At 43.5% G+C, this 25839-nt stretch carries 27 protein-coding genes; 12 read left to right on the top strand and 15 right to left on the bottom strand.

From position 1 onward, the window contains the following. Positions 1–18 precede the first annotated feature (18 nt). Positions 19–1047: an RluA family pseudouridine synthase gene (locus LWP20_RS17510; RefSeq protein WP_242929478.1), complete on the top strand. Its 1029-nt coding sequence runs from the start codon at positions 19–21 to the stop codon at positions 1045–1047. Between the two features lie 143 nt (positions 1048–1190). Here LWP20_RS17510 and LWP20_RS17505 read toward each other — a convergent pair whose 3' ends face one another. The 9 genes from LWP20_RS17505 to mazG form a co-directional block, all read right to left on the bottom strand. Next, complete coding sequence (locus tag LWP20_RS17505; protein ID WP_242929477.1) at positions 1191–2801, bottom strand: tetratricopeptide repeat protein; 1611 nt, start codon at positions 2799–2801, stop codon at positions 1191–1193. A 52-nt stretch (positions 2802–2853) separates the two neighbouring features. Next, a complete protein-coding gene (locus LWP20_RS17500; RefSeq protein ID WP_242929476.1) occupies positions 2854–3801 on the bottom strand; it encodes a PstS family phosphate ABC transporter substrate-binding protein in 948 nt (315 codons plus the stop codon). Then, positions 3782–3973, bottom strand: coding sequence for a hypothetical protein (locus LWP20_RS17495; protein ID WP_242929475.1), 192 nt, complete (start codon positions 3971–3973; stop codon positions 3782–3784). The genes LWP20_RS17500 and LWP20_RS17495 overlap by 20 nt, the downstream gene beginning before the upstream one ends. Before the next feature lie 196 nt (positions 3974–4169). After that, entirely contained in the window at positions 4170–5000 is an 831-nt protein-coding gene (locus tag LWP20_RS17490; RefSeq protein ID WP_242929474.1) for an energy transducer TonB, read from the bottom strand. A gap of 189 nt (positions 5001–5189) precedes the next feature. After that, positions 5190–6014, bottom strand: a complete 825-nt coding sequence (locus LWP20_RS17485; protein ID WP_242929473.1) for an energy transducer TonB — start codon at positions 6012–6014, stop codon at positions 5190–5192. A 3-nt stretch (positions 6015–6017) separates the two neighbouring features. Beyond that, a complete protein-coding gene (locus LWP20_RS17480; RefSeq protein ID WP_367615756.1) occupies positions 6018–6485 on the bottom strand; it encodes an ExbD/TolR family protein in 468 nt (155 codons plus the stop codon). 78 nt (positions 6486–6563) lie between these two features. Next, positions 6564–7169 (bottom strand): ExbD/TolR family protein, encoded by a 606-nt coding sequence (locus tag LWP20_RS17475; protein WP_242929471.1) that lies wholly within the window; start codon positions 7167–7169, stop codon positions 6564–6566. A gap of 18 nt (positions 7170–7187) precedes the next feature. Beyond that, positions 7188–8060, bottom strand: a complete 873-nt coding sequence (locus LWP20_RS17470; protein ID WP_242929470.1) for a MotA/TolQ/ExbB proton channel family protein — start codon at positions 8058–8060, stop codon at positions 7188–7190. A gap of 504 nt (positions 8061–8564) precedes the next feature. Next, on the bottom strand, positions 8565–9374 hold the full coding sequence (gene mazG, locus LWP20_RS17465) for a nucleoside triphosphate pyrophosphohydrolase (protein ID WP_242929469.1): 810 nt from the start codon (positions 9372–9374) through the stop codon (positions 8565–8567). Between the two features lie 197 nt (positions 9375–9571). Here mazG and glmM point away from each other — a divergent pair, with 197 nt between their 5' ends. From glmM to LWP20_RS17445, 4 genes are all read left to right on the top strand, one after another. Then, a complete protein-coding gene (glmM, locus tag LWP20_RS17460) occupies positions 9572–10963 on the top strand; it encodes a phosphoglucosamine mutase (RefSeq protein WP_242929468.1) in 1392 nt (463 codons plus the stop codon). Positions 10964–11108: 145 nt separating this feature from the next. Then, on the top strand, positions 11109–12251 hold the full coding sequence (locus tag LWP20_RS17455; RefSeq protein ID WP_242929467.1) for a cysteine desulfurase family protein: 1143 nt from the start codon (positions 11109–11111) through the stop codon (positions 12249–12251). 102 nt (positions 12252–12353) lie between these two features. Continuing rightward, positions 12354–12935, top strand: a complete 582-nt coding sequence (locus LWP20_RS17450) for an LOG family protein (protein ID WP_242929466.1) — start codon at positions 12354–12356, stop codon at positions 12933–12935. 16 nt (positions 12936–12951) lie between these two features. Further along, entirely contained in the window at positions 12952–13437 is a 486-nt protein-coding gene (locus LWP20_RS17445) for a hypothetical protein (RefSeq protein ID WP_242929465.1), read from the top strand. Positions 13438–13512: 75 nt separating this feature from the next. Here the strand turns inward: LWP20_RS17445 and hemH are convergent, their stop codons facing one another. Continuing rightward, positions 13513–14541 carry a ferrochelatase gene (hemH, locus tag LWP20_RS17440; RefSeq protein ID WP_242929464.1) on the bottom strand — a complete coding sequence of 343 codons (1029 nt, stop codon included), beginning with the start codon at positions 14539–14541 and terminating at the stop codon, positions 13513–13515. A gap of 228 nt (positions 14542–14769) precedes the next feature. On the opposite strand from hemH, the gene era reads away from it, so the two are divergent. From era to LWP20_RS17420, 4 genes are all read left to right on the top strand, one after another. Next, entirely contained in the window at positions 14770–15657 is an 888-nt protein-coding gene (era, locus tag LWP20_RS17435) for a GTPase Era (protein WP_242929463.1), read from the top strand. Between the two features lie 72 nt (positions 15658–15729). Then, complete coding sequence (gene der / locus LWP20_RS17430; protein WP_242929462.1) at positions 15730–17040, top strand: ribosome biogenesis GTPase Der; 1311 nt, start codon at positions 15730–15732, stop codon at positions 17038–17040. Positions 17041–17117: 77 nt separating this feature from the next. After that, a complete protein-coding gene (locus LWP20_RS17425; RefSeq protein ID WP_242929461.1) occupies positions 17118–17318 on the top strand; it encodes a hypothetical protein in 201 nt (66 codons plus the stop codon). Between the two features lie 197 nt (positions 17319–17515). Beyond that, positions 17516–17719, top strand: a complete 204-nt coding sequence (locus LWP20_RS17420) for a hypothetical protein (RefSeq protein WP_242929460.1) — start codon at positions 17516–17518, stop codon at positions 17717–17719. Between the two features lie 77 nt (positions 17720–17796). Here the strand turns inward: LWP20_RS17420 and LWP20_RS17415 are convergent, their stop codons facing one another. Then, the gene (locus LWP20_RS17415; RefSeq protein WP_242929459.1) at positions 17797–18366 is read right to left on the bottom strand and encodes a hypothetical protein; all 570 of its coding nucleotides are present in this window, start codon (positions 18364–18366) and stop codon (positions 17797–17799) included. Positions 18367–18643: 277 nt separating this feature from the next. On the opposite strand from LWP20_RS17415, the gene LWP20_RS17410 reads away from it, so the two are divergent. Further along, positions 18644–19732, top strand: coding sequence for a hypothetical protein (locus LWP20_RS17410; protein ID WP_242929458.1), 1089 nt, complete (start codon positions 18644–18646; stop codon positions 19730–19732). A gap of 80 nt (positions 19733–19812) precedes the next feature. On the opposite strand, the gene murQ is transcribed toward LWP20_RS17410, so the two are convergent. The 4 genes from murQ to LWP20_RS17390 form a co-directional block, all read right to left on the bottom strand. Next, positions 19813–20631, bottom strand: coding sequence for an N-acetylmuramic acid 6-phosphate etherase (gene murQ, locus LWP20_RS17405; RefSeq protein ID WP_367615755.1), 819 nt, complete (start codon positions 20629–20631; stop codon positions 19813–19815). A gap of 52 nt (positions 20632–20683) precedes the next feature. Then, complete coding sequence (locus tag LWP20_RS17400) at positions 20684–21556, bottom strand: hypothetical protein (protein ID WP_242929457.1); 873 nt, start codon at positions 21554–21556, stop codon at positions 20684–20686. A gap of 44 nt (positions 21557–21600) precedes the next feature. Further along, positions 21601–21873 carry a cytochrome b5 domain-containing protein gene (locus LWP20_RS17395; RefSeq protein WP_242929456.1) on the bottom strand — a complete coding sequence of 91 codons (273 nt, stop codon included), beginning with the start codon at positions 21871–21873 and terminating at the stop codon, positions 21601–21603. Between the two features lie 122 nt (positions 21874–21995). Continuing rightward, on the bottom strand, positions 21996–23153 hold the full coding sequence (locus LWP20_RS17390) for a formimidoylglutamase (protein WP_242929455.1): 1158 nt from the start codon (positions 23151–23153) through the stop codon (positions 21996–21998). A 235-nt stretch (positions 23154–23388) separates the two neighbouring features. Here LWP20_RS17390 and LWP20_RS17385 point away from each other — a divergent pair, with 235 nt between their 5' ends. Both LWP20_RS17385 and LWP20_RS17380 read left to right on the top strand, forming a co-directional pair. Beyond that, on the top strand, positions 23389–25152 hold the full coding sequence (locus tag LWP20_RS17385) for an AMP-dependent synthetase/ligase (RefSeq protein ID WP_242929454.1): 1764 nt from the start codon (positions 23389–23391) through the stop codon (positions 25150–25152). Positions 25153–25390: 238 nt separating this feature from the next. Beyond that, the gene (locus LWP20_RS17380) at positions 25391–25825 is read left to right on the top strand and encodes a MarR family winged helix-turn-helix transcriptional regulator (RefSeq protein WP_242929453.1); all 435 of its coding nucleotides are present in this window, start codon (positions 25391–25393) and stop codon (positions 25823–25825) included. Positions 25826–25839 lie beyond the last annotated feature (14 nt).

Genomic DNA, 25839 nt, shown 5'->3' with positions numbered 1-25839 from the left:
TTACCAGCTTAATTAACAGTGATAGATTACGAGGAACAAGAAACTGCTGAAGATTCGGACGAATTATATGAGCACCACCGCATTGTAGTAGACAAGGGGCAGGCTTTACTTCGCGTAGATAAGTTTTTGATGGACCGCTTGCCTAATGTAACGCGTAATAAGTTGCAGAGTGCCATTAGGTCAGAATCGGTGCAGGTGAATGAGAAACCAGTAAAGGTAAGCTACAAGGTAAAACCGCTGGACGTGATTACGATTACGCTGGCTGAGCCCCCTCGCGACACCGATATTGTACCTGAAAATATTCCACTTAATATACTTTACGAGGATAACGAGCTGCTGCTTGTAAATAAAGCTGCCGGCATGGTGGTGCATCCTGCCTATAACAATTGGACAGGTACTTTAGTAAATGCCCTCACATACCACCTGCAGAACTTACCTACCACCCGCAACGGCGAGGGCAGGCCAGGTTTAATACATCGTATTGATAAGGATACCTCTGGCTTACTAGTAATTGCTAAAACCGAGTATAGTATGGCGTACCTGGCAAAGCAGTTTTATGACCATAGTATAGAGCGAACCTATTACGCTTTAGTTTGGGGTGTGCCTAAACAGGATGCCGGAACTATAGTTGGGCATGTTGGCCGTAGCCCCAAAGACCGCAAAGTAATGACTGTGTATCCAGAGGGCGATTACGGGAAGCATGCTGTAACGCATTACAAGGTGCTCAGGAAGTTTAAATACGTTAGCCTGGTACAATGCAACCTGGAGACTGGCAGAACGCACCAGATACGTGCGCATATGAAGTATATCGGGCACCCGTTATTTTCAGATGCAACATACGGAGGCGATAAAATACTGCAGGGCGTTCCTAATGGTACCTATAAATCGTTTGTTGAAAATGCATTCAAAATAATGCCCCGGCAAGCATTGCACGCTAAATCGTTAGGTTTTATACATCCTGAAACAAAAGAATTCCTACAGTTCAACTCTAATCTGCCAGAAGATTTCAGGAGCGTTCTGGAGAAATGGGAATTATATGAAGAGTAATAAAGTATAATTAGTTAAAATGCCGATAAGGCGAGGCTTTAAGGTTATACTTTTTCAGGCTTAATAAAAGTTTATTATCTTAAGTATAAAAACAAAAAGGCCGGTTCTATCAGAACCGGCCTTTTTGTTTTTATACTTAAGAATTACTTCTTCTTTTTTGGCTTAGCAGATTTGTTGATTTCGGCTAAAGCTGTATTTGCTTGCTCGTTTGCTGGGTCTAAAGTTTTAACTTCTGTCCAGTGCTTCACAGCATTTTCTCTATCACCTTTCAGGTAGTAGAAGTAACCCAGGTAAGAGTTAGCTTCAATCAGGTCTTTCTTATACTTGTCCTTTTCACCACCTGTCAGCTTAATAAACTCCTCGTAATGAGGTTTAGCAAGGCCTTTAGTAGTTTCAGGGTCTAAGTTAGCCTGCGCGCGCGCTCTCCATAAGTGACCGTAAGCATACGTAGGGTTCTTGGTAGTTATCTGGCTGTATGTTTCATCAGCTTTCTGATAGTTACCAGCCATCATGTAAGCATTACCTAAGTAATAGAAGTCTGTATTAGCTACGCCAAGTTTTTCCTGTTTCTTGCTATAAACTTCTATTGCCTTGTCAAACTGCTTGTTGCTGGCATACATGTTAGCCAACTCGTAGTACAGTTCCGGCTTGTCAGGCTGTAATTCAATTGCCTTATTCAGGTTCTCGATTGCTTGCGCTGTTTTACCGTTTTTAGCTAAGATTCTGCCATAGTACTCATAGTCGCTGGAGATAAGTTTGTTCTTATCAACTTTAGACAGGTAAGTTTCCATGGCTTGCATAGCTTGCTCAGGCTGTCCTAACTCCAGGTATGAATATGCCTGAAGGCGATTCATAGTGGTGTTGTTAGGATCAGTTTTAAGTACTTCCTGAACTTCTGCTAATGTACCTTTATAGTCTTTAGTCAGGAACAGGAACGAAGCATACTTTGCGCGTGTTTCAGGCGTTTTCTCAGCCATGTCCACATATTGCTTAAATGTAGATAAAGCTCTGTCATACTGGCCTGCAAAGTAGTAAAGCTCGCCCAGGTCGCGGTAAGCCGGAGCATACTGCGGATCTAATTCAATTGCTTTTTTGTAAGCTTCTTCAGCCTCGTTATAGTTACGTGAGCTGGTATAAAGCTGACCTCTGCGTAAGTGAGCTTTTGTATACTTAGCATCTATCTGAGTAGCTCTGTCATAAGCAGTCATTGCTTCGCCACCATTTTTAAGCTTCAAATAGGCATCACCCAATACTACATAAGCCATAGCGTTATTTTTGTCACGCTTTACAGCTTCTTGTAAGTAACCAACAGCTTTGTTCAGGTCTTGCTCAGTTGAAGCTTCATCTTCTACATAGGCTTCTGCAATCATAGCCAATACATAAGGATCTTTCTTCTTGCTGGCTTTTAAAGCTTTGCCAAACTGGTTCTCAGCCTCTGCCTTATTGCCTTTTTCTAAAGCAATTTTACCAAGGCCTACCATGTTTATAGCAGACTTAGAATTTTTAGCTAAACCCTGGTTAAAGTATATAGCTGCTGAGTCTGGTTTTTCTGTTCTAAGATATACATCGCCCAATGCAAAGTATGCGTTATCTGCTTTTTTTGCACCAAGCTGAGACTTATAGTATGTTTTAGCCTCCTGATATCGCTCTAAATCTACGGCTCTGCGACCTGCATCTCCTCCTGTCTGTGCAAATGCTGCTGCAGTAGGGAATGCTGTCGCCATCAGCAGGATGTACTTCCAGTTATTCGTCATTTTAATTAAAGTTTAGTTTTTAGTTTGTAATAGTTTTATTTAGAGTTAGGGACTAACGTAAGCCTACTATACGTACTGGCATTGTGGCAGGTACTAATCCCGACTTAAGAATTATACGTTGTCCTTGGTCTCCGGCTACAAAAGCTACAAAACCTGTGCCAAGTCCTGCGCGGCCTTCTGTATTGATAATGTATAAGTTACGTCTTAATGGGTATACAGCCTGTGCAATATACGCCTGGTATGGCTGATAATAGCTTTCTGTAGTAAGTGGGGCAGGGTCTGAGCTTATGCCAACAACTTTTACTTTTTTCAGGAAACCTACTGCTGTCGAGTCATCCTGGTCGCTTATCCAGTTTACACCGATTACACCTATGGCATTATTATTTTTAGCAACGTAATCTATCAGCGCTTTATTTGAATTGGCTGCGAAAGTATTCGCCGGCAATGGTACTTTATTCAGTAAGGAGTCTTTTACAAAGCGAGCTGTGCTGGAACTGTTATTGTCAAAAACTATAGTAACATTCTGTAACGGGTTTTTTGAATTAAGCTTGTTCCAGTTGTTTACCTTACCGCTGAATAACGATTTCACTTGTTCCATTGTCAGCAGCGTATCCGGGTTATTGTTGTTAACTATGAGTGCTATTGCATCAACAGCAATTTTCGTAACCCGCGGAATTTTCTTTTGCTTTTCAAATACAGCTTTTTCGTCAGCACTCAGCTCTCTTGATAGTACTGCAATTCTAATGCTGTCGTTAAGTAAATCTTTTACAATAGCACCTTCTGCTTTATACGATGGCGTTATTGATGCGTACTTATATATACCTTCAAAAGTATTTACCTGACTTTCTAAAATAGGTTCAAAAGATTCGTCAACACCAATTTTTAATTCGCCAGAGGTAGGTGTGTTGTCAACTTTACCAGACTGGTTACATGACATTACCAGCCAGGCCATACTTGCTGCCAGTAAGTAGTTTAATCTGTTAATCTTCAAACCTGCCATGTTTTTGTTGCTTGTGTTGTTGATATGTTCTTACAAATCTAACAATTCCATATAAAATCAATGTTCCACCAAGAATATTTTTGGCAGTATCCGGCATATCCAGGTTCATTTGCTGTTCATTAGCGAATATAATGAAGAGCCCAGCGCCTACATAAACCAGTGTCATGATCATGCTAAAATAGCGCACGAATTTATTGAATGTTGAAGACACATCTGGCCTTTCTTTTCTGGGTCTTATCATTTGGCAGGTAGCTTATACTTATACTACGTATTTTGATTTTTTAAAAATAAGCTACTTAACCCAAAAATGAAAGCAGGAGCCATAATTGATCCTTTATGTGCTCCTGCTTTATACTTTAACTTATACTTTAACGTTGCAGGCTAAACCTGATTGGTAATGTAAATCTTACGGGTACAGCTTTTCCGTTTTGTTTACCCGGGTTCCAGTCCGGCATTTTGTTTATTACACGTAGTGCTTCTTCGTCTGTACCATAGCCCAGGCTCTTTATTACTTTAGCTTCGGTGATATCTCCTGATGGCGCAACTATAAACGTTACTACTACCAGCCCTTCTATTTTTTCCTGTTGCGCTACATGCGGGTAGCGAAGGTTTCTGGATAAGTATAAACTTAACTCTTTCTCGCTTTTTCCGAAAGATGGCATTTCCTCTGCCCAGTCAAGTGTTGTAGGCTCTTCTGCTGTCGTTGTGTTTTCTATTCCTGTTGGTGGGCCTTCGGCTAATGCAATTGAAGGGTTTTCTCCGGTTCCTGCTTGTGTCGCTGCTGCCGTATTTACACCTTGAAAAGCACTGTTGTCCTGTTGTATTTTTTCTTTATCAGGGCTGTTATCGGGCACAATTTTCTGCTCAACAAATGTTTTGGTTTCTGTTTTTGGAGAAGTAGGTGCTGCTGTTTCTGTAAGAGGTTTTATTTCTCTTTGCGGTGGCGGTGGTAGAATCACCGGTTCTACCAGTTCAAAAACAGTAGTATAGTCTTTGTCGGTTGGTGGTGTAGGGGCAAGCCTTGCTTTTACTAGCGGTATTACCAAAGCTGCTGAAAAAGTTGCTGTTGCCAGTAGGGCAGCTAACAGTAGATTTTTACTATACTTCCGGCGCAGGTAATAGGCTCCGTACGCTTTGTTTCGGCCTTGAAACACAATGTTGTTAAAGACCATGTTGAGTAAATCGCTGCTCTCTTTCATAAGCTTTGGGGTTTATGGTTAGTAAAATATTAATCCGGCATTGTTATCTGTTTTTTGTTTGTGATTGGTTATAAATATTAAGTATTGTTAATATACGTAATTATTAATAATAGTATGCATGCAGCATAATTTATTTTTAAATAAAAAAGGCCCTGTTGCTGCAGGGCCTTTTTGTTGAGCTTTATAAGCTTACTTAATTGTAAATCGTACTGGAAGTGTGTAGCGAACTGGTACTGTTCTGCCGTTCTGCTTACCTGGAGTCCACTTCGGCATTGTTTTCACAACACGTACTGCTTCTTCGTCGGTACCAGAACCAAGGTTTTTGATTACCTGAATTTCAGAAATCTCACCTGTTTTGCTAACTACGAAAGAAAGAACTACCAGACCTTCTACACCGGCACGTTGCGCGGCTGCTGGGTATCGGATGTTTTTGCCCAGGTACTTAAGCATTTCACTGTCTCCACCAGGGAAAGACGGCATTTGCTCAACATACGTGTAAGGCTTCTCCTCTACAACTTCAGCAACTACATCGCTGGTACCATCAATATCACCAAGATCAACTTTAGCATTAGGGTCACCTTCTACTGTTTTAGTACCGGCGTCTATTTCTGCTAATTTCTCCTGATCCGGAATTTCTTCCTCTTCTCTTACTTCTTCGTCACGCTTTACAACCGGAGGTGTAAACTTAACCGTTGCACGTACTGGCGGCGGCGGTGGCGGAAGATCAGGTGGCGGCGGCGGCGGTGGCGGCGTTGCCTCATCTATTGGAGGTGGTTGGGCCAGTTCTACTTCTGTCACAACTCTGTCAATTGTTTCAACCTCTTCGTCGCCTTCAATCATTTTCTTAATCAGTGGAATACTGATGAAGAAGAAAAATAATAATGAAGCGATTATAGCGGCTTTAGTAATATGACTGTTGTACAGTTTGCGTAGTAGGTAGGCGCCGTATGCTTTGTTTCGTCCGGCAAAGACGATATCATCAAGCGATGCGTTTGCTAACTTACTAGATTCCATATTCTATTGTCCTAATTTTGTGCTTACCAATTTTTTGTCGTTCTCAGTTATGTCAACTAAGGCAAACTTTTTGGTGTCCGTGATTTTCATCTCATCCAGAATATCAACTACGTTTTTGTAGCGCGACTTCTCCATTGGTTTGATCAGAACTGTCATCTTATCGTTGCCTCTCACTTTTGGCGAGATCAGAACTTTTCTGATGCCATTAGCTGAGTAGTCTGACTCAATAACTTCTGGGTTATCAGCCGGATCTCCAAGACCGTAATAATAAAACAACTTGTCGTTTTCCCCCATGATGATCGTCAAGGCATTACTAGCTTTAAGAGGCATTTGTTCCTCTTCGTTCTCAGGCTTAACAGGCATGTTAATTTCCATGGTCTGTGGCTTGCTGAACGTAGTAGTAAGCATGAAGAACGTTAATAGAAGGAAGGCAAGGTCTACCATTGGCGTCATGTCGATCTTAGTCGACATTTTCTTGGCACGTTTCTTTCCTCCTTTACCGGAGTCGGCCTGCTGTTGTACTTCTGCCATTGTATTATGTCCTTTCTATTAAAGTTTAGCCGGTCTGGTTTCCATATCTGTAACCAGGTTAAACCTGTTTACTTTCTGGTCTTGCAGCGTTTTTACCACCTTCTGAACCGTTTCATAGTTCACGTTAACATCACCTTTGATAGCGATAATCACTTTCTGGTTTAGTTTACGTGTCTCCAGTATCCAGTCTTTCAGTTCATTACGAGCTGAATCTACCGGTATACCTGGCTGATTAACTTTCTTACGCTCCGGAGTTTCCATTGCTAAGTAAGACTTAAGCTGGTTTACCGGTACGCCGAAGTTGGTCATCAGAGAGAATGTTTTGGTCTCTTCCGGGGTAAAGTTGACACCGTACTTTTCGCTTATTTTGCCAAGCAGGGCTTCCTTTGTCTGCTGACCATCTATACCAAAGAATACCCGGTTTTCGCCGTCAACACTAAGCGTGATAACGTTTGAGTCGGGCAGTTTGATCTCCGAAACAGAAGAAGGCGTATCTACGATAACAGCTTCTTCCGGAGCAAACTTTGTAGTCAGCATAAAGAAAGTAACTAGCAAGAAAGCCAAGTCCACCATTGGCGTCATGTCCAATGAGGGGTGGGTTCTTTTTACTTTTACTTTAGGCATTTCTTTTGGTTAAGATGATTATACAGTGTGTTGTCTGATCGGAGCACCAGTTGTCTCGTGCTGAGAAGCAAAGTTAGAGATGATGCTGAAACCAGCTTCGTCGATGCTGTAAGTCAACTCATCAATTTTGCTTGTGAAGTAGTTGTAAGCAATGATCGCAAGAGCAGAACCAGTAATACCGATCGCTGTGTTGATCAAGGCTTCAGAGATACCGTTAGAAAGAGCTGTTGCATCCGGAGTACCTGCTGCTGCAAGAGCGGCGAAGGCCTTGATCATACCAAGTACAGTACCAATCAAACCAGTAAGCGTTGAGATAGAAGCGATAGTAGAAAGAACTACTAGGTTTTTCTCAAGCATTGGAAGCTCCAGTGCAGTTGCTTCTTCGATTTCTTTCTGGATAGCAGCAACTTTCTCAGCTTTTAAAAGCTCAGGCTCGTTCTGCATTTCTCTGTACTTAAGCAAACCAGCTTTAACTACGTTTGCTACAGAACCTTTTTGTGAATCGCAAGCAGCAAGAGCACCGTTCAGGTCGCGCTGACCTAATTTGCTAGAGATTGTGCGAACAAACGCAGGAACGCTCTTAGTACCTTTTGCTTTGCTGATAGTCATTACACGCTCGATAGCGAAGATAAATACCATCAGTACTAGTGCCATCAGGATAGGAACTACCCAACCACCTTTATAAACTATACCCAAGTAGTTACCTGGCAGTGGGTGATTAGCGTTGTCTCCACCTTCGAAGTTAGCAGGGTTGCCCAGTACAAACATATAGATAAGTACGCAAGCAATGATAGACAGCGGAATTACGATACTCGCAAATATAGAGCCTGCTGTGCTGCTCTTTGCATCTACATTAGCATCCTTGCTTACTACTGCAGTCTTTTTTTCCATTTTCTTAAAGTTTAAAGTTTAGCTGTTTGTGTTGTAATTATTTTGTTGTGTAATATAAAAATGTAATTGTTTCGTTTTTAGTTCTCTAAAGGTTTTGCAATTTCTGCTTTTTCCTGAGTATTCAAACAATTGAAGACTTTAATATTTTACATCTGGCATTCTCCCAATATCAGGAAAGGCCCGTAATCGTTTTTTATAGTTAAATTCCGTGTGGCAACAATAACACCATTACAAATGTAAAAATTATAGTATTCTTTTCAAAGTTGTGGCCAGAGCTGTTACCTTATTGCCTTATCATGTTACTGCATTAATGAAATTTTAAATTGCTGGTTATTCAGTATTATAAAATTTCACTACATGGTGGCATAACCACAATACTGTTTATACTTACGTTTCTTCTAAAATATAATTAGCCAGAAGGAGCTGCCTTTTGAGTATTATACTTGATTTTAGTGAAAAAAGTGCTTTAAATATAATAGGTGTAGATTTAAAATGTATGCTAGCTTACATTTTTTTCGCCTTATTCCAGTAAAAATCCATTTCTTCCAAGCTCATGTCCTTTAACTGTTTGCCATCTTTGGCTGCTGCAGTCTCTATAAAGCGGAATCGCTGGATGAATTTCAGGTTAGTTTTTTCAAGCGCTTCTTCCGGGTTTATATCTATAAAGCGTGCAAAGTTTATTAACGAAAACAAGAGGTCTCCAAACTCACCGGTTGCTTTTTCTTTATTTATAGTTGCGGTATCCTGTACGTTAAATTCTGCTTCAAATTCTTCCAGCTCCTCCTGTACTTTCTGCCATACCTGCGATTTATCGTCCCAATCGAACCCGGCGCCCCTAGCTTTCTCCTGTATACGCATTGCCTTTACTAAAGCTGGCAATGAGGCCGGGACTCCGCCTAATACTGATTTATTACCTTCTTTAAGTTTAAGTTGCTCCCAGTTTTTCTTTACCTCTTCTTCGGTGTCGGCCTTGGTATCGCCGTAAATATGTGGGTGCCTGAATATCAGTTTCTCGCAAAGTGTATTCAGAACATCTGCTATGTCAAAGGCCTTCTGCTCTGACGCTATCTTGGCATAAAACACCATGTGAAGCATAATGTCGCCCAGTTCTTTCTTGATCTCCGGCATATCCTCACGTAAGATGGCATCCGAAAGTTCGTAGGTTTCTTCAATGGTAAGGTGGCGGAGACTGGCTATAGTTTGCTTACGGTCCCAAGGGCATTTTTCGCGCAGCTCTTCCATAACATCCAATAATCTGTTAAAGGCTTGCAGTTGTCTGCCTCGCGGGCTATCTTCAAAATGTGTATTCTCCATAAGGGCAAATATACTAAAATCCTGTCAGGTCGTTTTAAAGCTGCTATTAGGTGCACCCGGCATAGTTTGGTCTTCTTTAGTATGTTAAGTATAAAGCAGGAATCAGGTTTATGCATACTGTTAAAGTTTTAACAACTTTATACTTCTGAATGTAGAACTATAATTACTACTTTTGTGATCGTAAACATATACTTCAAGTGGCTTTAATAAAATCAATTTCAGGAATCAGAGGTACAATAGGCGGACAGGCAGGTGAGGCACTTACCCCTTTGGATGTTGTTAAGTTTTCCGCTGCTTTTGGTACCTGGGTGTTGCAGACTACAAATAACAACACCATAGTAGTTGGCCGTGATGCACGTATCTCCGGCGACATGGTAAACAAGCTGGTATGCGCTACGCTGCAAGGGCTGGGTATAAATGTGATAGACCTGGGCTTATCTACCACGCCAACTGTAGAAATGGCAGTGCCTGCACGCAAGGCCGGTGGTGGTATTATACTTACAGCCAGCCATAACCCCAAGCAATGGAATGCGCTGAAGCTGTTAAACAGCACAGGCGAATTTATATCGGAAGAGAACGGTAAACTGGTGCTGGAACTGGCCGAGAAAGAAGCTTTTGACTTTGCGCAGGTAAATGACCTGGGCTGGTATGAGCAAAGCAACACTGAGCTTAAAGATCATATCCAGGCTATACTTGATTTGCCTTTGGTAGATGTGGCAGCCATTAAAGCAAAAAACTTCAGAATTGCTATTGACTGTGTTAACTCAAGTGGCGGTTTTGCTGTGCCGATGTTACTGGAAGCACTGGGTGTTTCTGAAATAGAAAAACTATACTGCGAGCCGGATGGTAATTTTCCGCATAACCCGGAGCCGTTGCCAGAAAACCTGCGCGAGATATCTAAACTGATAGAAAAAGGTAAGTTTGACCTGGGTATAGTTGTAGACCCGGATGTAGACCGCCTGGCGCTGATAAACGAGGATGGCAGCATGTTTGGCGAAGAGTATACTTTGGTAGCTGTAGCTGATTATGTGTTAAAGAACACGGTAGGTAATACAGTTTCTAACCTCTCCTCAACAAGGGCGCTGCGCGATGTAACCGAAAAAGCCGGTGGTAATTATTATGCTGCTGCAGTGGGCGAAGTTAACGTGGTGAACATGATGAAAGCTAATAACGCTGTAATTGGTGGCGAAGGTAACGGAGGTATAATTTACCCTGAACTACACTACGGTCGTGACGCGTTGGTTGGCATTGCCCTGTTCCTGACACACCTGGCTAAATCAGATATGAGCATTTCGCGTTTGCGGGCATCATACCCTAATTACTTTATCTCAAAAAATAAAATTGAGCTTACGCCGGATGTAAACGTGGACGAAGTGCTGGTGCAAATGCAGCAGCGTTATGCCAAGCAGCCTATAAATAAAGTAGATGGTGTTAAGATCGAGTTTGGTAAAGAGTGGGTGCACCTGCGCAAATCAAATACAGAACCTATCATCCGTATTTATGCCGAGTCTGACAGCAATGCCACTGCCGACCACCTGGCTAATAAGATCATAGCCGATATCAAGGAAATAATTTCGGTTAAAGCCTAATGTGTTGCTGTAAGCACATAGCAAATTATAAGGCGTAACAGGTTGCGCCAAGGGAAAAAGAGAAACACCTCTTACCCTTGGCGCAACTTTTTTTTATAGATTAGCGGTTCATTAAGTATAGAATATTAAAAAGTAAACTTGCCCCATGCGTGTATATTTAGATAATGCTGCCACCACTCCACTTGATAAAGAGGTTTTTGATGCTATGGCTCCCTTTATGCTGGAACATTTTGGCAACCCTTCATCCATTCATTCGCATGGGCGCGAAGTAAGGGCAGCTATAGAGAATGCACGTAAAACGGTAGCGCACCTGCTCAACACATCACCAGCTGAAGTTTTCTTTACTTCGGGAGGTACCGAGGCTGATAACTCAGCTATTGTCTGTACTATCCGCAGTCTGAACATCAAACATGCCATTTCTTCACAACTGGAGCACCATGCTGTGTTGCATACATTGGAATCTTTGGCAAAAAGCGATGAGCTTGAACTAAGTTTTATCCGACACGATGACCGCGGCGTGCTGGATCTGGAGCACCTGGAAGAAATGCTGGCATCGCAACCTCAAACGTTTGTGTCGGTAATGCATGCAAACAACGAGCTCGGTAACCTGAACGATATCGAGGCAATCGGTGCGCTTTGCAAGAAGTATAATGCGATCTTCCATTCTGATACTGTTCAGACAATGGGGCATTATAAGCATGATCTGCAAACACTGGGCGCAAATTTTATAGTTGGCTCTGCGCATAAATTTCATGGACCTAAAGGCGTAGGTTTTTTATACACCGATGCCAGCCTGAAAGTACAGCCACTTATACATGGCGGAGCCCAGGAGCGTAACATGCGTGGCGGTACAGAAAACGTGTATGGTATTATTGGCCTGGCCAAAGCCCTTGAAATTGCTTACCGCGACATGGCTGAGCATCAGCAACACATTCAGATGCTGAAAGACCGCCTGATCTTTAAATTAAGAGAACAACTCGAAGATGTCAGCTTTAACGGTATGTCTGAGTTTGGTGATAAGAGTTTGTATACAGTATTAAATGTAAGCCTGCCGCCATCCGAAATAAATGAGATGCTGTTGTTCAGCCTTGATATAAACAAAATTTCAGCATCAGGCGGAAGCGCTTGCAGCAGTGGCGCCAATGCCGGTTCGCATGTGCTGCGCGCTATTAACGCTGATCCAGATCGAGGTTCTGTTCGCTTCTCTTTCAGCAAGTATAACACCGCCGAGGAGGTGGATTATGTAGCTGAAAAAGTAGCACAGCTTTATAAGAAAGTAACAGTGTAAGCCCGCTTATCTGCAAAGTATAAAAGGCTCCGGCAGTAATGTCGGGGCCTTTCTTTATCTAAAAGTATAAATTCAGATTTTAGCCAAAGTATAAAGTATAAAATGAAAAGTATTGGTGTTTTCTGCGGAGCTAATTATGGCAGCAACCAGGTATACCGGGAAGCAGCCGACAGATTTGGCCAACTGATGGCCGCACAAAGTATAGCGTTGGTGTATGGTGGTGGTAATGTGGGGCTGATGGGCCAGATTGCTGATGCCGTACTGGCTGGCGGTGGAGTTGTAGTTGGTGTAATTCCGCAGAGCCTGGTAGACAGAGAGGTGGCGCACCAGGGCTTAACAGAACTACATGTAGTACAGACCATGCACGAACGCAAAGCCATGATGGCTGCCCGCTCCGATGCGTTTGTAGCCATGCCAGGTGGTTTTGGCACCTTCGATGAACTCTGTGAAATTGTAACCTGGAATCAGTTAGGCATTATTCGCAAGCCGGTAGCACTGTTCAATGTAAATGGTTACTTCGATAAGTTTCTGGAGATGATTGACCACAGTGTGGCAGAAGGATTTTTGAAATTTGACCAGCGCGAGAACCTGATTGTGGAAACAAATGCCGAGGTTTTACTGACTAAAATCCGAAATTTTTCGGACGCTACTTCAGATTATTGGGTAGATTTCAAACGCATTTAATAACTGTTAAAAATCTATGCATCTGAAAAGTATAAAACTGAAGCTGCTGTTAGTAATTACAGCAGGTATGTTTGCCAGCGAGGTAAAAGCACAGGATGCTTTCTCGGTAGGCCCTATGTTGCATTATAATTTTGGAAGTAAGAAACCTAAAATAAGCTGGGGCGTGGAGGCTGCCGTTTGGTGGTATGAAAATGGTTTTCCTGTGAGTGGCAACTTTGGCTTCGATCGCCGGAAAGGCAGTACAGCGCTTTATACGCAGGTGCAAACCGGTGTAGGTGTTGTGGGTGTTGCAGCCGGGCCTTATGTAGAGTTTAGAAAAGAAGAGTCTGCTATACTAGGTTTCCAAACCGATTACTGGTTAAATTATTATGCCGGCCTTAACTATAGAATCAGGTATAACCCGGAGCAGCGCCAAAAGGCTTTAGGTGTTTACGCCAAACTGCCTTTAGACCTTGGGCCTGAAGAAGAAAACAATGATGATATTGATTGGGACTGGGACTAACCTGCAGGTATAAAAACAAAAGAGCGGCCGCTGATATTTATCAGCGGCCGCTCTTTTGGTATGCGTATTTTATACTTAGCTGCGCAGGATCATGTCTTTCACGGCATCTACCCAGATCTGCTCAGAATTAAGACTTTCTACCAGCTGCCATTTCTCGCCGCCGGCATGCTCAAACATCTCTTTAAATTCTACGCCAACTTCTATAGTTGTTTCTAAGCAATCGGCCACGAAAGCCGGGCTATAAGCCAATACTTTTTTGATGCCTTTGCCCGGAAGCGTTTTCAGCACTTCATCGGTGTATGGTTGCAGCCACGGATCTTTCAAAAGCCTGGACTGGAATGTTACCGTGTACTGGTCTTCGCTTAAACCCAGCTTCTCGGCAAGCAGCCTGGAGGTGGCAAAGCAGGCCGCGCGGTAGCAATATTTGTTACGCTTGTTATAGGTGTTGCAGCAGGCTCCTAATTGGCAATATCCTTTATCGCTTCCTTTCAGCACTTGGCGTTCCGGTAAACCATGGTAACTAAATATAACGTGATCATAATTATCCTGTGCCATGTGCCGCTTGCCCAGTTCGGCAAAAGCATTTATAAAACCAGGGTCGTCGCAGAAAGAAGAAATAAAGTTAATGCTCGGAATAACCCACCAGTCTTTTACGATTTCCATGATCTTGTCCTGCACTGAACCGGTTGAAGCCGAGGCATACTGCGGGAACAATGGTAACACAATAATGCGGTCAACGCTTTGTTCGCGCAGCTCTTCCAAAGCACTTTTTATACTTGGGCTCTGGTAACGCATGCCAAATGCCACATGGTAGCCATTGCCCAGCTCCTGCTGTAGCTTCTGCTGCAGGTCAAGGCCGTGGTAAAGTAGCGGCGAACCGCGTTCTGTCCAGAGCTGCTGGTATACTTTGGCAGATTTAGGCGCACGAAAAGGTGCGATAATACCATTTATCAGGCCATAGCGGGCAACAGGGTGTATATCTATCACGCGCTTATCCAGCAGGAACTCGCGCAGGTACTTTCTAACGTCAGGTGTGTTGGGTGTATCCGGTGTGCCGAGGTTTACCAGCAGCACCCCGATTTTACCGGTGGCTTTTTTGCTCATCTATACTATAAAAAGTGCTTTTGTAAGGCAAAGATACAAAGTATAATGTGTTAGTTGGTTATCTATAGTTTCTATAACAGCCTAGAAAACCAATTACAATAAAGTATAAACTGCGGCAAATGTTTAAAGTTTTAGGCAAGTGTTTCTCGGCGAGCGAATTTTCTAATTTCCACATTCTCATGCCTTCTCGTAAAAAAGAAGTAATTTTGCATCCTTAAATTTTAGAGCATGGCAGAAACACCGCATAAGGCTGGTTTTGTAAGTATAGTGGGCAAGCCCAACGTAGGTAAATCTACGCTGATGAACGCGCTGGTAGGAGAGAAGCTTTCCATCATCACATCAAAAGCACAGACTACGCGGCACCGCATTATGGGTATCCTCAACGGCGAGGATTTCCAGATCGTGTATTCTGATACACCGGGCATTATAAAACCGCAGTACGCCCTGCACGAATCGATGATGAGCTTTGTGCGCACTTCCCTGGAAGACGCCGATGTTATACTTTTCGTGACGGATATTTATGAAAAGCATGACGAGGATGATGTAATAAAACGCCTGCAATATGCCCAGGTGCCTATTCTGTTGCTCATAAATAAAATAGACCAGGCGACTGAAGAAGAGGTAAAAGAGAAGGTTGCTTACTGGCAGGAGAAAATGAATCCGACCGAAATTCTGCCGATTTCTGCCCTGCACCGCACAGGTTTGGAGTATTTATTTGAGCGCCTGCTGCATTTTCTGCCAGAACACCCGGCTTATTATCCAAAAGATGAACTGACTGACAAGCCTGAGCGTTTCTTTGTGTCGGAGATAATCCGTGAGAAGATTTTCCTTAACTATAAAAAAGAAATTCCTTACAGCTGCGAAGTGGTGATAGAGGAATTTAAGGAAGAGGAAGAGATCATCCGCATCCGGGCCGAGATAAGCGTAGAGCGCAAAAGCCAGAAGGGCATTATTATAGGCCACAAAGGCGAAGCGTTGAAAAAAGTAGGCATGCAGGCCCGCATTGATATGGAAGAATTCTTCCAGAAAAAGATTTTTCTTGATTTGTATGTGCGCGTGAACGAAAACTGGCGAACAGACCAAAGGTTGCTACGGCGCTTTGGCTATAGCGAGTAAGTAGATTTTGCACAGATAAAGCTTCGGAGCAAGGTGCTCCGGGGGCACTTTAACCATTTTTACCAAGTATAGATGTCAAACATCATTGCTATTGTAGGCCGCCCGAATGTGGGTAAGTCTACACTTTTTAACCGCCTTGTCGGACGCCGACAGGCTATTATGGATAACGAAAGCGGTGTAACCCGCGACAGAAGCTACGGCCACGGCGAGTGGTGCGGTAAGTTTTTTACAGTAATTGATACCGGAGGCTATGTACACGGCTCCGATGATATTTTTGAAGGCGAAATTAACAAGCAGGTAGAACTGGCTATTAAAGAGGCTGATGTTATACTTTTTATGGTGGATGTAGATGCCGGCATGACAGGTTTGGACGAAGAATTTGCCAGCGTACTGCGCCGCTCAGATAAGCCAATTTATGTAGTTGCCAACAAAGCTGATACAAACGCCCGCGCACACCAGGTAGGTGAATTCTACTCATTAGGTATTGACGGCGAGATTTTCGCCATTTCATCGCAAAGCGGCTCCGGAACAGGCGACCTGCTGGACGAAGTAGTAAAGCACTTTAAAGACGAAGGCATTGAAGACCCGGATGCAGGCATACCTAAAGTAGCTGTGCTGGGCCGCCCGAACGTAGGTAAATCATCGTTTGTGAACCTGCTGCTTGGCGTAGAGCGAAATATAGTTACTGATATTGCCGGTACAACCCGCGATGCCATACATACACGCTATAAAGGCTTTGGGCAGGAGTTTATACTTGTTGATACTGCCGGTTTGCGCCGTAAAAGCAAAGTAAACGAAGATATCGAATTCTATTCTGTGATGCGCTCGGTGCGTGCGCTGGAAGATGCCGATGTTTGTATTATAATGCTGGATGCAACACGTGGCGTAGAAGCGCAGGATGTAAACATTATTGCCCTGGCCGAGAAGAACCGCAAAGGTATTGTGATACTGGTGAACAAGTGGGACCTGGTAGAGAAAGAAACCAATACAACAAAGCAGTTCGAGGATCTGATCTATGAGAAGATTGCGCCTATGAGCTATGTGCCGATCATTTTTACTTCGGTTGTAACAAAGCAGCGTGTACACAAAGCTATCGAAGTAGCTATGCAGGTATACGAGAACAAAACCCGCAAAATTCCTACCTCTAAGCTAAACGACCTGATATTGCCGGAGATAGAGCGCTACCCGCCGCCATCTGTGAAAGGTAAGTTTATTAAGATAAAGTATGTAACGCAGTTGCCGACACACAACCCTACGTTTGCGTTTTTCTGTAACCTGCCGCAGTACATACGAGAGTCTTATACACGCTACCTGGAGAACAATATCCGCAAGCATTTTGGGTTAGAAGGCGTGCCAATCAAGGTTCTTTTCAAAAAGAAATAAAAAAAAGAGGCGCAAGTAATTAGTACATTTAAATATAGTATTATATTTGTGCCTCATTTTATAAACATCAAAACACCATGAAAAAAGTATTTGGTTTACTTTTCGTTGCTGGTCTGTTTGTTTTCGCTTCTTGCGAGTCTAAGCCAGCTGAAGAATCTACAGAAACTACAGTAGAAGAAACTACTACAGTTGACACTGCTGCTACTACAGTTGACACTACTGCTACTCCAGTAGATACTGCTGCTACTCCAGTAGATACAGCTGCTGCTGCTCACTAATCAGCAACAAAAAAACCACCCGGCAAATGGCCGGGAAAACACAAAAGGCACTCCCAAAGAGTGCCTTTTGTGTTTTTATTTAAACTATATAGCGTTGGCAACGTATTCGATTGCATGTTGTGGTAAAAGCTGCAACTGGCCGCTTGGTTAATCCTGTACGGCGTTTAAACTAACCAATCATACTAAACCCCATTATGATGAAAAAGTCAATTTATTTATTTTTAGCAGCAGGTTTGTTCACATTTGCATCTTGCGAATCGGCGAAAGAAGAACGTGCTGAAGACCAGGCAGAGCAAGTAGAAGAGTCTGCTGAAGAGCAAGGCGAGCAAGTTGAAGAAGCTGGCGAAGAGAAAGCTGAACAGATCGAAGAAGGTGCAGATACTAGCGCTGTAGTGCAGTAATCTGCTTTCGATACATTAAAATAAAAAAGGAGGGGCTTGTAAAGGCCCCTCCTTTTTTATGCGCTATACTTCTGACGCTATATACCCAGGCGTTTTTGTATCATGCCATTTATAAGTGCGAACAGCCGTTTAGGAGTATAAGTACGCCAGTGCACTTCCTCCAGGCTTCCGCCATAGTTTATATAATAGTCCAGGTTATAGTTTTTCATCTCGCTGAGTACAAAGTCCTGGAAACTGATTGCTGCGATCCAGCCTTCCTCCACGTCCTCAAACCATTCCTCATAATAGGCATCATCAGACCCATGAAAGTTGAACACATTCTCACCGATAAGTATAAAGTGCTTGATGCCCTCATGAACCATCGGATCGATGATGTTGCGCTTCAGTTTCATGATATCATTGTGCAGCGTGTCGTTCCACTCGCCTATAAATTCGATAACAGTAAAGGCCAGGTCATAGTCGGTGTATAGTATCTTCAGGAAAAGTGTCTCTGATTCGATATCGTCCCACTGCGGGTGTATATAGTAGCCGTAAATGGTATTGGTAAAGTAGGTAAGGCTGTTTTCAGCGCCGTATAGCGGGGAGCGGGGGTCTTCAGAGGCAGAGTAGAGTTCCAGCCAGTTATAAAACGGTTCTATAGTATGCATGGTAAGTATAAATCTAGTTGTAGCTGCCGGCAGTGGCCTTGCCCAAAGTATAAATTACTTTAAAGCGTAAAACAAAGTTGAGCTAAAAGCAGCTATAACGTATAAGCTTTTCTGTAAACAAACCGGAGAGGTAAAATATGCCAAACTTTGAAGCTTTTTTTCAGGTATAAAGCTTGCGCCGGTGCATCAAAATAGTGGCCGTGCCGGGCCTGTGCAATATAAACCATTCTTTGCGTTATACTTACAACTCTGGTATTCCGAATACAAACTTCTGCTTATGATAACCCTGCCTCATGTAATGCTACGTGGCTTTTTTAAAGTTATACTTCTGGCAACGCTCCTGTTGCTGCTGAGTACGCCGTTTGCGAAAGCAAATGATAACCCCGATTATGTGAAAGCCTATTACCCAACTATAAACCAGGCCGAGTTAAGTATAGTAGAGAAAGACTATGCAAAAGCGCTGGAATATTATGAGCAGGCTTTTAATGCCGTGCCAACCCCCTTTGCAAAGGATATTTATAATGCAGCTGTTTGCGCTACCCTTGTAAATAATGAGAAAGCAGCCTTTGCTTACCTGGATAAACTGTTGCTGAAAGGCGTGAGTCTGCCTTATCTGCAGCGGCAGCAGGCATTCGATACTTTGCGTACTTCTAAGCAGTGGGAGAAATTTGCGAAATCTTACCCGAAGCGGCGCAGGCAGTTTAAGCGCAAAGCCGACCTGGATGTGCGCGCCGATTTAGATGAGCTATATGCCCGCGACCAGTATTTCAGGCAGGCAAAAGGAGGGCTGCGAGTTTACGGCGATACACTGCGTAAAATTGAAGCCTCTAACGTTGATGCATTGTTAAAAAATATCAAGAAGCACGGCTATCCGGGCGAAAACCTGATTGGCGTTGCTGATACTTTGGAAGAGCTGCCAAGATTTAGTGTAGTAATACAAAGGCAAAATAAATTGAACAATGGCCACGATTTTAAAGAGGTGCTGGAACAGGCTGTGCATGAGGGGCAGTTAACACCACATGCAGCTGCTTACCTGATTGAGCAACAGGAAGGCCGGAACCTTTACAAATCGAAAGCATTAGTAAAAGTAAGGTGCGAAAACCCCAACGATTGCAAGGGCAAGAAAAAGCTGAAGACCATTGGCCGCTTCCTGGTAGAAGATCTCAGTAAAAAAGAAATAAAACAAGTAAACGAACTCCGTTCAGAACTTGGGCTGGAAAACCTGAGCGACTATAAAAAGAAAGTGCTTTATAGTTTAGAAGACAAGCGATTTAAGCTGGGTTACTCCTGGTCTGTCGCTAATTATTATGTTCCGAGCCGCGAGGCTGCTGTGGTTATTACAAAAGGCTACGTGGTGGCCGAGTAAAGTATAGCAATAAGCTATAAAAGCAGAACGGCGGCAAGGAGTAATTTCCTGCCGCCGTTCTGCTTTTATAAAGTATAAATTTATGAGTTACCGTTTTCTGTTCGGAAGGCTTCTACGGCGGCGCGTACGCTGCCATACTTTTTTAACAGGGCAGCAGCTTCTGGCCTTGGCAGTTGCAGCTCATCCATCACCATACGCACCCCACGCTCTACCAACTTAACATTAGATAGCTGCATATCTACCATCTTGTTGCCTTTTACATGACCCAGCTTAATCATTACAGATGTAGTAAGTATGTTCAGGATGAGCTTTTGAGCAGTGCCGGCTTTCATGCGGGTGCTGCCTGTTACAAACTCCGGGCCTGTAATTACTTCAACAGGATAGTCTGCATTTTCAGCCACTACACTCCCTGCATTACAAACAATACAACCGGTGGCAATACCCTGTGCTGCGCAGGCTTTTAAGCCCCCAACCACGTAAGGCGTACTGCCTGATGCTGCTAAACCAACTACAATATCCTTGTTTGTGATAGCGTATTGTTGCAGATCCTTCCAGGCTTGTTCAGCATCATCTTCTGCAAATTCCACCGCTTTCCTGATCGCGTTGTCGCCACCGGCTATCAGGCCAATTACCATACCGTGTGGTACACCAAAAGTTGGCGGGCACTCAGAAGCATCAACTATACCTAAACGGCCGCTGGTACCTGCCCCAATGTAAAAAAGCCTCCCGCCTTGCTGCAGGCGGGCAATTGTGGCGTTTACAAGCGCTTCCAGCTGAGGTATGGCTTTCTCAACAGCATGCGGTACTTTTTTATCTTCCTGGTTTATACTTACCAGCAGCTCCCGCACAGACATTTGCTCCAAGTTGTTGTAATAAGAAGCAGATTCGGTAGTCGACACGGATTTATGGAATTACAGATTATTAATTTTGAATAGGGGCTGTAAGTATAAATTATACTTTGTTTGGCGTTCCGGTTTTCTCCAGCAGCTCCTGGTGGTATTTGATCAGGCCTTCGCTTGGGCTTTGGATAACGGTTTCGATGTGCAGGCCATACTTTTGTGCAGCCATTTTCAGGTTATCGGCAAAGTAATAAGCAATAGAGCCTACAAAGTTTACAGGCAACTCCATGTGGCCTTTATACTTTAATACATGGCGCTCAAAGAAATTCTCGAAATTAGTGTAGATCATTTCCTTAATAACCGGATGCTTGCGCTTATCGTGTGCGAATTTGGCAAAAGTAGCCATATAGCGGCTTGGTACTTCAGCGCCATACAGGTTATCCAGGAATTCGTCTTTGCTTAATTTGTATGTGTTTTTCAGCGACTCGGCTAATTCTTCAGGAAGTTCGCGGTAGAAGTATGCGCGCATCAGCAGTTTGCCCAGGTAGGCGCCGCTACCTTCATCGCCTAATAAAAAGCCCAGAGATGGTACGTTATCAACAATTTGAGAACCATCATACAAACAGGTGTTAGAGCCTGTGCCAAGTATACACGCAATGCCTGGTTTGTGGCCGCAGAGCGCACGGGCTGCACTTAAAAGGTCATGGTCTACGTGTATCTCGCTTTCCGGGAAAAGGCGCTGCAAGGCATCCGATACTTTCTGATTACGCTCCGGAGAGCTGCAACCAGCACCATAAAAGTATATAGCTGTTGGTTTTTTGTCTTCCAGGTGCGGAAGCAGCGATTTATCCAGCTCATTGAAGATATCCTCAGATTCCTGGTACATCGGGTTAAAACCTACTGTCTGAACGTTCTGTAATACTTCGGTATGATTTAAAGCGTTCCAGTCTGTTTTAGTTGAGCCACTATCAGCAATTAATATCATTTTTTGTGTTGTGTTAGGTAATTATAAAATTTGCCAGCTTATACTTATTCCTGCCCTTTTGTTGTAATGGTACGGTATCCGGAGTTTTTGATGTAGCCGATGGCTTCAAATTTATCAAAAACATAGGTATCGTGTGGGGCATCCTTCAATTCTTCTGTCAGGTCCTGTCCGGCCCAGTGTTCGTAATGGTTTCCATTGCGCCATAACCTCGATTTTTTTACATCATAGATTACGCCTTTGTAGGCAATCCAGATATCGTCGCGGTCCTGGCCGTTTCGCAGAGCCAGCTGCTGCAAAGTATATTCTGGTAAGCTCATGTATCAGGTTTGAAAACTCGTAAGTGCCAGATTTTTATCTCTGAGCAATTTTATAAAGTAAATGGGTTACAAAGTATAAACATTGAGTCTCATTTTCAAACTCCTGCTGTTCTAAAATAAAATTAACCAATACGTGCCTGTGTCAGAATCCAGCGGTTAGGCACTTCGCCTTTGGTAGCTTGCAGGTAATCTTCGTAGCTGCAGGGCACCACACGCGAGCCTTTTCCATCAGAAAGCGCTTCTACTTCCAGCCACCATTTTTCGCTTTGTTTGCTCTTGTAAAAAATCATTCGGTCTGGGTTGTCGTTAAACGCTACCGCATACTTTGTGAATTTGGTACTGGTAAAGTTGATCTCGTTTTTGCGGTGGTAATAGCCTTCAATAAAATACCAGATCATGGTAGCGATGGTGGAGGCAGTAAGTTCGCGTTCGTCCAGCTCGGGTTGGTACTCATAAATGCCCAGTGAGGTAAGGTTGTCGCTTAGCCCGGCGTACCAGCAAATCTGGCAGGCTTCTTCTGCGGTCAGGCCAAACGGATTGGCCGGCGCGTAGCCCGGTGCATCCTGGTGGCGTAAGGCAGATATATCTATGGTTAATAGATCGGCTACACGTACTACAGGTTCCATTTCCTGCACATTGCGGTGTACTTCGCCTACGCGGTAGGCTTCAAAGTGCAGTTTCTCCAGCGTTGCCATCACTTCCGGCTCTACTAAATACGACTGGTACCCGATCTGGCCTAAACTGAAAAGGTAGTTTGGCTCGTGCATCAGTATCTGGCGCAGCTGCTTTTTATTTGGTGTAGCATCCTGGTCTTCGGTCATGTCTACGCTGCTATCTACAGTAACCATGTTTACCGCGCGCTCCAGGTGTTCATACCCCAGGTACTGGCCATACTCCAGGTCGTGGGAGCCTCCTATAATTACAGGAATCGTGTTATGCGATATCAGTAGCTCTACAATCTCTTTCAGTCGCAGGTAAGTATCATCCAGTGTTATGCCGGGGCGCAGGTTGCCTAAGTCTACAAGGTTGCAGCGGCCGTTGCCTTTGTTTAAGGCGTATAGTTTTTTGCGCACCTCGCGGGCCGGGTAAGAATCCGGTTCTTCGTTTTCATCTGTTCCTCTTCCGCGCGCATCACCGATGCCAAGTATGGCCATATCTGCAGCGCGCCAATCCGGAAACTTGCTTACAAAACGTGTAATGCTGGCGCCTAAGGTGCGGGGTTTATTCAGGGCTGCGAATACATCTTCGTTCAGCGGCTCAAAAAAGATAGAAAGATTCATATTGGCTCGTTCTGGGGAATCAAAAATAGTAAAAATACAGAAGTTTTACTGATAACTACTGCAGAATGAAAGCGATATAGCTTTATTACTTTCTAAAATATAACTTTTGGCAAATATTAATAGGAACTTAGGTGGCAGATTTAAAAAAAAATAATTAAAATGCGTTTAAATAGCGGTATCTGATACCGCCTGGGATCTTAATACAGACCTGTAAAAACTCTCTAATAGAAATTTTATGAATGTAACCCGTACGCTCGACCTACTGCCGTTCCAGCTTCAGAATTTTCCGAAACCGGATTGCCTTGCAGCCAAAGTAAATGGAGAGTGGGTGAAGTATAGCACCCAGGATGTGCAGGATATTGCCAATAAAATCAGCCTTGGCTTGCTTAAGCTGGGCGTGGGCAAGAACGATAAAATTGCTATTATCTCTTTTAACCGCCCGGAGTGGGTGTTAGTGGACTTTGGTATACAGCAGATAGGTGCTGTGAGCGTGCCCATGTACCCTACTATTACCGTGGAGGATTACCGCTATATCTTTAGCGATGCCGAAGTAAAGTATGTTTTTGTATCTGACAGCGAGCTTTATAATAAAGTTGTGTCGGCTACACAGGGCATGGAGAGTGTAAAAGAAATTTATACTTTCGAAGAAATACAGGGAGCCAAAAACTGGAACGAAGTAATTGCGCTGGGCGAGGATGGCGATGTACAGCAGCTGGAGCCCTTAAAAGCAGCCGTTACCCCAGACGATATTCTGACCATAATTTATACTTCAGGCACTACCGGTAACCCAAAAGGCGTAATGCTGACCCATGGAAACCTGGTAAGCAACGTGCTCGGCACTTTGCCTTATGTACCTGTTAATAATACGCACCGCGCGTTAAGCTTTTTGCCGCTCTGCCACATTTTCGAACGTATGCTGTTGTATTTATACATGCGCATAGGTGTTTCTATTTACTATGCTGAAAGTATAGAAAGGGTAGCTGATAACCTGAAAGAGGTGCAGCCGCATGTGTTTACGACAGTGCCACGCCTGCTGGAGAAAGTATATGATAAGATCATAGCCAAAGGTATGGAGCTGACCGGTGTAAAACGCAAGCTGTTTTTCTGGGCGCTTGAGCTCGGCCTGAAGTATGATACCCAGGCAGACCAGGGTTGGTGGTATAACCAGCAACTGGCTCTTGCCAATAAACTGATATTTAGCAAATGGCGCGAGGCGCTGGGTGGTAATGTAATTGCTATTGTTTCGGGTGGTGCAGCGTTGCAGCCGCGCCTGGCACGCGTGTTCTGGTCGGCTAACATCCGGGTAATGGAAGGTTATGGCTTAACCGAGACATCGCCGGTAATTACTGTTAACCGCTTTGAGCCGGAGAACAACATGATTGGCACGGTAGGTATGCCGATTGATGGCGTGGAGGTAAAAATTTCTGAAGAAGATGGCGAGATTCTGACCCGCGGGCCACATGTGATGAAAGGCTATTATAACAAACCTGAACTTACAGCAGAGGTAATAGATAAAGACGGCTGGTTCCATACCGGTGATATTGGTACGCTGGAGAAAGGCAAGTACCTTAAAATCACTGACCGCAAAAAAGAGATGTTTAAAACATCAGGTGGTAAATATGTAGCGCCTCAGCCAATCGAAAATAAGCTGAAAGAATCGGTGGTAATTGAGCAGGCCATGATTATCGGCTCTGGGCAAAAGTATGCTGCTGCGCTTATAGTGCCGGCTTTCCTGGGCTTGCAGGATTGGTGCCAGCACAAAGGCATACCTTATACGTCTGACGCTGAAATGATCAAACATCCTGAAGTACTTGAAAAGTATAAGCGTGAAATAGAAAAAACAAACCAGGGACTGGCGCAATACGAAACCATTAAAAAGTTCAGGCTTATCCCGAACATGTGGACAGTAGAAAGTGGTGAACTGACGCCAACGCTAAAAGTAAAGCGAAAGGCTATTACTGAAAACTACAAAAGCGTAATCGACAGCATGTATAATTAATATAATTACAGTCACTACAGTATTTAGAGCCCTTCCCGCCCAGGAAGGGCTCTTTTTTTGTCTTAAGCTATTTTATGGAATTATAGTAAATCCCATCGCTGCGTTTATAGTATAACTATACCTGTAACCATTTTAATAAAATTTATCAGCTTCACATCTGAAGAGGGAAGAAATATTTTATAAAAAAGGTATGCAAGCATAACATATTTGTTTATATTTGGTATATACCAGTTAACTCATGAAGGCTGAAGAAACCCTAGATTATAATGTAAAAGTATGTTGGCACGCTATATCGCGTATGTATAATGCCGAGGCTGTCAAAAATGATATCACTACCTCTATCGGGTTTGTGTTGCTTAACATAGACCAGGAAGCAGGCACGCCGGCAACAAAAATTGCCCCGCTGCTTGGTCTGGAAGCCCGGAGCCTTACCCGTATACTTAAAAACATGGAGGAAAAGGAGCTGATCTATAAAGTGTCAGACCCTCGTGATAAGCGCCTGGTGCGTATTTTTTTGACGGAGAAAGGGCTTCAGAAGAAAGAAGTATCTCGCCTTACAGTAAAGCACTTTAATAACAAGATGCGTGAGGTTATACCGGAGCAGGAACTGGAAAGCTTTTTTAAAGTAACCAGCCGCATTATCAGCATGATCGAGAACAAAGAAATTTTCTAAAACATAGACAACTA

The sequence above is a fragment of the Pontibacter vulgaris genome, assembly GCF_022758145.1.
Taxonomy (GTDB): Bacteria; Bacteroidota; Bacteroidia; order Cytophagales; family Hymenobacteraceae; genus Pontibacter; species Pontibacter vulgaris.
The sequence above is the reverse complement of the archived record's forward strand: the minus strand, read 5'-3'. Positions and strand labels throughout refer to the sequence as shown.

What these genes read in the sequence shown, in the direction of transcription:
- LWP20_RS17505 (WP_242929477.1), bottom strand. Translation starts at nt 2,801, where the DNA reads ATGACGAATAACTGGAAGTACATCCTGCTGATGGCGACAGCATTCCCT.
- LWP20_RS17500 (WP_242929476.1), bottom strand. Translation starts at nt 3,801, where the DNA reads ATGGCAGGTTTGAAGATTAACAGATTAAACTACTTACTGGCAGCAAGT.
- LWP20_RS17495 (WP_242929475.1), bottom strand. Translation starts at nt 3,973, where the DNA reads ATGATCATGACACTGGTTTATGTAGGCGCTGGGCTCTTCATTATATTC.
- LWP20_RS17490 (WP_242929474.1), bottom strand. Translation starts at nt 5,000, where the DNA reads ATGAAAGAGAGCAGCGATTTACTCAACATGGTCTTTAACAACATTGTG.
- LWP20_RS17485 (WP_242929473.1), bottom strand. Translation starts at nt 6,014, where the DNA reads ATGGAATCTAGTAAGTTAGCAAACGCATCGCTTGATGATATCGTCTTT.
- LWP20_RS17480 (WP_367615756.1), bottom strand. Translation starts at nt 6,485, where the DNA reads ATGTCGACTAAGATCGACATGACGCCAATGGTAGACCTTGCCTTCCTT.
- LWP20_RS17475 (WP_242929471.1), bottom strand. Translation starts at nt 7,169, where the DNA reads ATGCCTAAAGTAAAAGTAAAAAGAACCCACCCCTCATTGGACATGACG.
- LWP20_RS17470 (WP_242929470.1), bottom strand. Translation starts at nt 8,060, where the DNA reads ATGGAAAAAAAGACTGCAGTAGTAAGCAAGGATGCTAATGTAGATGCA.
- mazG (WP_242929469.1), bottom strand. Translation starts at nt 9,374, where the DNA reads ATGGAGAATACACATTTTGAAGATAGCCCGCGAGGCAGACAACTGCAA.
- LWP20_RS17455 (WP_242929467.1), top strand. Translation starts at nt 11,109, where the DNA reads ATGCGTGTATATTTAGATAATGCTGCCACCACTCCACTTGATAAAGAG.
- LWP20_RS17450 (WP_242929466.1), top strand. Translation starts at nt 12,354, where the DNA reads ATGAAAAGTATTGGTGTTTTCTGCGGAGCTAATTATGGCAGCAACCAG.
- LWP20_RS17445 (WP_242929465.1), top strand. Translation starts at nt 12,952, where the DNA reads ATGCATCTGAAAAGTATAAAACTGAAGCTGCTGTTAGTAATTACAGCA.
- hemH (WP_242929464.1), bottom strand. Translation starts at nt 14,541, where the DNA reads ATGAGCAAAAAAGCCACCGGTAAAATCGGGGTGCTGCTGGTAAACCTC.
- era (WP_242929463.1), top strand. Translation starts at nt 14,770, where the DNA reads ATGGCAGAAACACCGCATAAGGCTGGTTTTGTAAGTATAGTGGGCAAG.
- der (WP_242929462.1), top strand. Translation starts at nt 15,730, where the DNA reads ATGTCAAACATCATTGCTATTGTAGGCCGCCCGAATGTGGGTAAGTCT.
- LWP20_RS17425 (WP_242929461.1), top strand. Translation starts at nt 17,118, where the DNA reads ATGAAAAAAGTATTTGGTTTACTTTTCGTTGCTGGTCTGTTTGTTTTC.
- LWP20_RS17420 (WP_242929460.1), top strand. Translation starts at nt 17,516, where the DNA reads ATGAAAAAGTCAATTTATTTATTTTTAGCAGCAGGTTTGTTCACATTT.
- LWP20_RS17415 (WP_242929459.1), bottom strand. Translation starts at nt 18,366, where the DNA reads ATGCATACTATAGAACCGTTTTATAACTGGCTGGAACTCTACTCTGCC.
- LWP20_RS17410 (WP_242929458.1), top strand. Translation starts at nt 18,644, where the DNA reads ATGATAACCCTGCCTCATGTAATGCTACGTGGCTTTTTTAAAGTTATA.
- LWP20_RS17400 (WP_242929457.1), bottom strand. Translation starts at nt 21,556, where the DNA reads ATGATATTAATTGCTGATAGTGGCTCAACTAAAACAGACTGGAACGCT.
- LWP20_RS17395 (WP_242929456.1), bottom strand. Translation starts at nt 21,873, where the DNA reads ATGAGCTTACCAGAATATACTTTGCAGCAGCTGGCTCTGCGAAACGGC.
- LWP20_RS17390 (WP_242929455.1), bottom strand. Translation starts at nt 23,153, where the DNA reads ATGAATCTTTCTATCTTTTTTGAGCCGCTGAACGAAGATGTATTCGCA.
- LWP20_RS17385 (WP_242929454.1), top strand. Translation starts at nt 23,389, where the DNA reads ATGAATGTAACCCGTACGCTCGACCTACTGCCGTTCCAGCTTCAGAAT.
- LWP20_RS17380 (WP_242929453.1), top strand. Translation starts at nt 25,391, where the DNA reads ATGAAGGCTGAAGAAACCCTAGATTATAATGTAAAAGTATGTTGGCAC.